At 71.1% G+C, this 5,647-nt stretch carries 5 protein-coding genes; all 5 read right to left on the reverse strand.

What is annotated here, in order from left to right:
• The coding region (locus C665_RS18035) for a chorismate-binding protein (protein WP_004325644.1) at positions 1–1,530 on the reverse strand (1,530 nt) is incomplete at its 3' end.
• Positions 1,531–1,596: 66 nt separating this feature from the next.
• Positions 1,597–2,406: a lanthanide ABC transporter permease protein PedC gene (locus C665_RS18040; protein ID WP_004325646.1), complete on the reverse strand. Its 810-nt coding sequence runs from the start codon at positions 2,404–2,406 to the stop codon at positions 1,597–1,599.
• A 57-nt stretch (positions 2,407–2,463) separates the two neighbouring features.
• Positions 2,464–3,648 carry a lanthanide ABC transporter ABC transporter substrate-binding protein PedA1 gene (locus C665_RS18045; RefSeq protein ID WP_040829622.1) on the reverse strand — a complete coding sequence of 395 codons (1,185 nt, stop codon included), beginning with the start codon at positions 3,646–3,648 and terminating at the stop codon, positions 2,464–2,466.
• A 532-nt stretch (positions 3,649–4,180) separates the two neighbouring features.
• Positions 4,181–5,170 (reverse strand): PQQ-dependent catabolism-associated beta-propeller protein, encoded by a 990-nt coding sequence (locus tag C665_RS18050; protein WP_040829624.1) that lies wholly within the window; start codon positions 5,168–5,170, stop codon positions 4,181–4,183.
• 77 nt (positions 5,171–5,247) lie between these two features.
• Positions 5,248–5,647 (reverse strand): ATP-binding cassette domain-containing protein (locus C665_RS18055; RefSeq protein WP_004325651.1); only part of this gene is annotated, 400 nt, incomplete at its 5' end.

Here is a 5,647-nt window from a genome sequence, read left to right on the forward strand (position 1 = left end):
CTGGCGGGCGAGTTCGGTCGCGATCGCCGCGCGCGGGAAGGCGAAGTCCAGCGCGGCGGCGCTGGCTTCGAGGCGGGCGAGGTGGCGCTGGAGATTGCGCACGCCCGCCTCGCGGGTCGCATACATCGTCTCGAAGAGCGCGAAGCCCGGGTCGAGCGCGGTGAGGAAGTGCGCCTTGAGCCGGCACTCCGCGTACTCGTCGGCGGCACGGCTGTCGATCACGATGCCTGCGCCCACGCCCATGCGCCCGCGGTGGAGCGGCCCCGCGAGCGTCGCGGCACCAGCGGCCCCTGCCGCGGTCAGCGTCAGCGTGCGGATCGCCACCGACAGGCAGAAGTCGCCGCAGGCGCGCCCCGCTGGCGGTGCGTCGATCCAGCCGAGGCTGCCGGTGTAGAGGCCGCGCGGCGTGCTCTCGAGGCCGTCGATGAGCTGCATCGTGCGGTGCTTGGGCGCGCCGGTGATCGAGCCGCAGGGAAACAGCGCGCGCAGCAGCGCGGGAAATTCGGTGGCGTCGGACAGCTCGGCCTCGACCGTGGAGGTCATCTGCAGCACGGTCGGGTAGCGCTCGACCTCGAACAGCGCCGGCACGCGCACGCTGCCGGTGGTCACGACGCGGCCGAGGTCGTTGCGCAGCAGGTCGACGATCATGAGGTTTTCGGCGCGGTTCTTGGCGTCGGCCGCGAGCCTGCGCGCGGCGAGCGCATCGGCCGCGTCGTCGCCGCTGCGCGCCGCAGTGCCCTTCATCGGGCGCGCCTGCAGCACGCCGTCGTGGTGGCGCAGGAAGAGCTCCGGCGAGCACGACAGCACCCAGTCCGGGCCGCCCTCGTCGGCGTCGGCGGGCAGGCGGATCAGCGCGCCGAAGGCCACCGGCTGGCGCGCACGCAGGCGGCGGTAGAGCGCGAGCGGCGAGCCGAAGGTGTCGAAATCCAGGCGGTAGCTGTAGTTGACCTGGTAGGTCTCGCCCTCGGCGATGGCGGCGTGGATGCGCGCGATCGCGTCCTCGAAGGCTGCGCGATCGACCGAGGCGCGCAGGCCGAGCACGCCGGCGGGAGCCGGACCGGTGTCGGGATCGGGATCGGGCGCTGTCGCCGATGTGCCGATCGCAGGCCGGCGCTGGCGTTGCGCCTCACGCACCTCGAGCTTGCCCGTCTCAGTCCCGCCGGCCTCGGCCGCCGCCAGCCAGGCCTCGACCGCGACGGCCGAAAGGTGCTGCAGCGTGGCGAACATCAGCACGGCCAAGCGGCCGCAAGCCTTCGGCGCCCTACTCTCCCGCCCGACGTCCTCCTGCCCGACGCCATTCAGCCGCACGCCCCACTCGTAATCAGCCAGCACCACCGCGTGCAGGCCGGCGCGCAGGTCGGCGTCCACCGCGGCCCACGTCGCCTCCAGCGCGGACGGGTCCGCGCAGCGATGCGCGCGCACCAGGCCACGATAAAGGCGGCTGGACGGCGAAGCGCCGGTGGCATGGCAGTCGTCGAGCAGCGCGAAGCAGGCGGGGTCGAGCGGTGGGACGGCGGGCGGAGCGGACATGGGCGAGACAGGACGAAACGGGCCGCGGATTGTATCCCGCGGCCCGCCCCCTGCCCCGGCGAGCGCTCAGCCCGGCTTGCCGGTGCGCCGCAGCAGGCCGCGCTGCGGGTCGTAGCCCCAGGCGGCGAGCAGGAAGAAGGCCGCGAGGCAGCCGACGACGATCGCCAGCGAGCCCACGGCGAGCTGGCCGTGGAGCGCGAAACGGATCGCCTCGACCGCGTGGGTGAAGGGGTTCCAGGTGGCGAGGAAGTGGATGACGGTGGCGCCCGACTCCTCCAGCTTCCATAGCGGATACAAAGCCGGCGACAGGAAGAACATCGGGAAGATGACGAAGTTCATCGTGCCCGCGAAGTTCTCCAGCTGGCGGATGTTCACCGACAGCAGCAGGCCGAGCGCGCCCAGCATCATGCCGGCCAGCACCAGCACCGGCAGCGCGTACAGCCAGCCCGACCACGGCACGCCGACGTCGAACAGCGCCGCGACGGCGAGGAAGACGTAGGCCTGCAGCACCGACAGCAGCGTGCCGGCGAGCAGCTTGCACAGCAGCAGGTAGCCGCGCGGCAGCGGCGCGGTGAGCAGCAGGCGCATCATGCCCATCTCGCGGTCATAGACCATCGCCAGCGAGGACTGCATGCCGTTGAACAGCAGCACCATGCCGAGCAGGCCGGGCACGATGTAGGTCTGGTAGGGGATGTAGGTGTCGTAGGGCGGGATGATCGACACCCCGAACACGTTCTGGAAGCCGGCGGCGAACACCACCAGCCACAGCAGCGGCCGCACCAGCGCCGAGGCCAGGCGCCCGCCCTGGCGGACGAACTTGGCGAGCTCGCGGCTGGCGACCGCCTGCAGCGCGAGCAGGGCGTGGGCAGGTCTCATCGGAATCCTCGCGAAGCGGACGGGGTGGGCGAAGGCAGGTTCATGATCCGGTCGGGCTCAGGGCTTGCAGCGACTGTCGCGGCGGTCGAAGCCGAGCGTGTCCAGGTTGTTGGTCTGGTGGAGGAAGCCCTGGATGGGGGCGCGCTCGATCACCGCGTTGTGCGTGGCGAGCAGCAGCGGCTGGCGCAGCTGGCGGTCCCAGTCGCGGAAGTACAGGCGGTTGCCCTTGAAGCCGTCGATGGTGATCTCCTCGCCGCCGAGGTAGGCGACCCGCTTGTCGAAGGGCGCGTTGCCGGTGCGCACCACGGCCTCGACCACCGCCTTCACCGCCACCCAGGCGGCCCAGTCGGCACTGCCCATGTGGCGCCCCGCCTGCTTGTCGAAGCGGCTGACGAGCTGCGGCGCGCCGTGGCGCGACCAGGCCCAGTGCCAGGCCTCGGCGACCAGCCCCTCGGCGCCCACCACCGGGCGCGGGCGCACGGTGTCGTAGGGCACGCTGCGCGCGAACTCGCCGTCGCTGTCGGCGACGAAGACGACGTCGTGGTCGTCGCCCGCGGTGAGCAGGCCGACGTTGCCGAGCTCGCGCTGGCGCGGGTCGTTGCCGAGCACGAAGTCCTTCTTGTCGACGATCTTCAAGCCGAGCCGGCGCGCGGAGTTCTCGAAGGCGGCGCCGATCAGCCTGTCGTCGTCGCGCGGCCCCTGCAGCAGCAGCACCTTGCGCCACTTCTTCGCCACCAGGAACTGCGCGAGCGCGTCGGTCTGCATGCCGTGGTTGGGGATCGTGTGGTAGAGGTGGGCCTGGCACTGCGCCTGGCGCAGCGCGTCGTCCGGCGCCGAGACGTTGAACAGCAGCAATTCGCGGCCGCGCGTGGCGGCGGCGACTTCGGCCACCACCTTGCCCGGGGCGTCGATCAGGAAGTGACGCACGCCCTCGGCGTGCAGCTTGTCGAGCTCGGCCACCAGCGCGCGCGCGTCGGCACCGCGCGCGCGCACGAGCTCGAAGCTCACCCCGATCGCCTGGCCGACGAAGCGCGACTCGCGCAAGGCCACCTCGGCACCGGCGAAGGGCGCACCGAGCGGGCGCGACAAGGTACGGAAGAAGGCCTTGCGCTCGTCGTAGCGCGGATCGTCGGCGAGCTCGAGATAGCCGAAGCGGATCACCTCCGCCGCCCCGGCGGCGAGCGCGAAGAACAGCAGCGAGGCCGCCAGGGCGAATTGCGTCAGCGCACGGAAAATCATCATCTGGAACACCCCATCGATCGTTCGAGCATCACAACCCCGGATCCGCACCGTTCGTCACAGTCCACGCCGCGCTTCCTGCACCGCCTTGATCGCGACTTGCGTCGCTCCTGCACGGTGCCACCCCGGGCGCCCGGGGTTCTCGTAGGAGCGACGCGAGTCGCGATTGCAGCCCTCCAGCCCGCGCCGCGCTTCCTGCACCGCCTTGATCGCGACTTGCGTCGCTCCTACACGGTGGCATCCCGGGCGCCCGGGGTTCTCGTAGGAGCGACGCGAGTCGCGATTGCAGCCATCCAGTCCGCGCTGCGCTTCCTGCACCGCCTTGATCGCGACTTGCGTCGCTCCTACACGATGCCGTCCCGGGCGCCCGGGGTTCTCGTAGGAGCGACGCGAGTCGCGATTGCAGCGTCCCAGCCCGCGCTGCGCTTCCTGCACCGCCTTGATCGCGACTTGCGTCGCTCCTACAGGGTGCCAGCCCGGGCGCCAAGCGTTCTTGTAGGAGCGACGCGAGTCGCGATTGTGGGGGGCCTGGGCCTCAATCGTCGATCACCGCGGTGTGCGGCACGCGGCCGACCGGGACCGAGCGCAGCACCTTGTTGGTCCTGGTGTCGACCAGCGAGATGTCGTCCGACAGGCCATTGACCACCACCAGCATCGATTCGTCGCGGTTCAGCGTCGCGCCCCAGGCGCGATTGCCCACCAGCACGTAGTCGCGCACCTTGCGGGTGGCGACGTCGACCACCGCGACGTGGTTGGCGCGCCCCAGGGTCACATAGGCGGTCCTGCCGTCGCGCGTCATGGCGATGCCGACCGGGGTCACGTCGTCGCTGCGAAAGCCCTTGGGCGCGAAGCTCACGGTCTCCTTCACCACGTTGGTCTTCGCGTCGAGCACGGTCACCGAGGCGCCGAGTTCGTTGGTGACCCACACCTCGCCGCCGTCCGGCGTGTCGGCGAAGCGGCGCGGACGGTTGCCGACCACCACGTTGGCGAGGATCGCGTTGCTGGCGGTGTCGATCACATGGACCATGTTGGCCACCTCCGAGGTGACGTAGAGCCGGCTGCCGTCCTTGCCGACGAGCACGCCCTCGGGCTCCTCGCCCACCTCGATCCTCGCCAGCACCTTGTTGGCGGCCACGTCGATCACCGAGACCTGGGCGTCTTCCTCGTTGGAGACGTAGAGGCGGCTGCCGTCCTTGCCGAAGGCGAACATCTCCGGGTCCTCGCCGACGTCGATGCTGCGCACGACCTCCAGCCTGGCGATGTCGATCACGTCCACGCGTTCGCTGTTGCTGGCGATCACGAAGACCTGGCTGCGGTCGGCCGACAGCTTCATGTCGCGCGGGCGCTCGCCGGTGGCGATGGTCTTGACGACCTGGAAGCTCTTGCCGTCGAGCACGGTCACCGCGTTGTCGTTCTCGCTGCTGACGAACAGGTAGCCGGTGTCCCTGGCGAGCGCGGCGCCGGCACACAGGCCGAGACACAGGGCTGCGGCGAGTGCGCGGATCGGGGTCTTCGGTGGGGTCATGCGGGTCATCTCCTTGTTGTCGTGGCCGCGCGGGGAGTTCGCTGCGGTCTGGTGCGGCGGGATGCCGGTTGTCGAAATCATTCGCGATCAGCCGCCTGCGGCGTGCCGGTGAGCTTCAGGAAGGCCTCCGACAGGCTGGCGCAGTGCGCGGCGGCGGTCAGGGCGGCAGGCGCGTAGGCTGCGAGCAGCTCGCCTCGATGCAGCACCAGCACGCGGTCGGCGGCCTCGGCCTCATCGACCAGATGGGTGGCCCACAGCACGCCGACACCCGCGGCACGCAGCGCCAGCACCTCGTCGAGCAGGTGGCGGCGCGACGCCGGGTCGAGGCCGACGGTGGCCTCGTCCATCAGCAGCACCGCCGGCCGGTGCAGCAGCGCACGCGCCAGCTCCACCTTGCGCCGGTTGCCGCCGGAGAGCTCGCGCACGCGGTCGGCGCGGCGCTCGGCGAGGCCGACGCGCGCGAGCACGTCGGCGATG

It is taken from the genome of Thauera aminoaromatica S2, from assembly GCF_000310185.1.
Taxonomy (GTDB): domain Bacteria; phylum Pseudomonadota; class Gammaproteobacteria; order Burkholderiales; family Rhodocyclaceae; genus Thauera; species Thauera aminoaromatica.

Bases quoted from the DNA above. Each gene is read 5' to 3' on its own strand.
- C665_RS18040 (WP_004325646.1), bottom strand. From the start codon at position 2,406: ATGAGACCTGCCCACGCCCTGCTCGCGCTGCAGGCGGTCGCCAGCCGC.
- C665_RS18045 (WP_040829622.1), bottom strand. From the start codon at position 3,648: ATGATGATTTTCCGTGCGCTGACGCAATTCGCCCTGGCGGCCTCGCTG.
- C665_RS18050 (WP_040829624.1), bottom strand. From the start codon at position 5,170: ATGACCCCACCGAAGACCCCGATCCGCGCACTCGCCGCAGCCCTGTGT.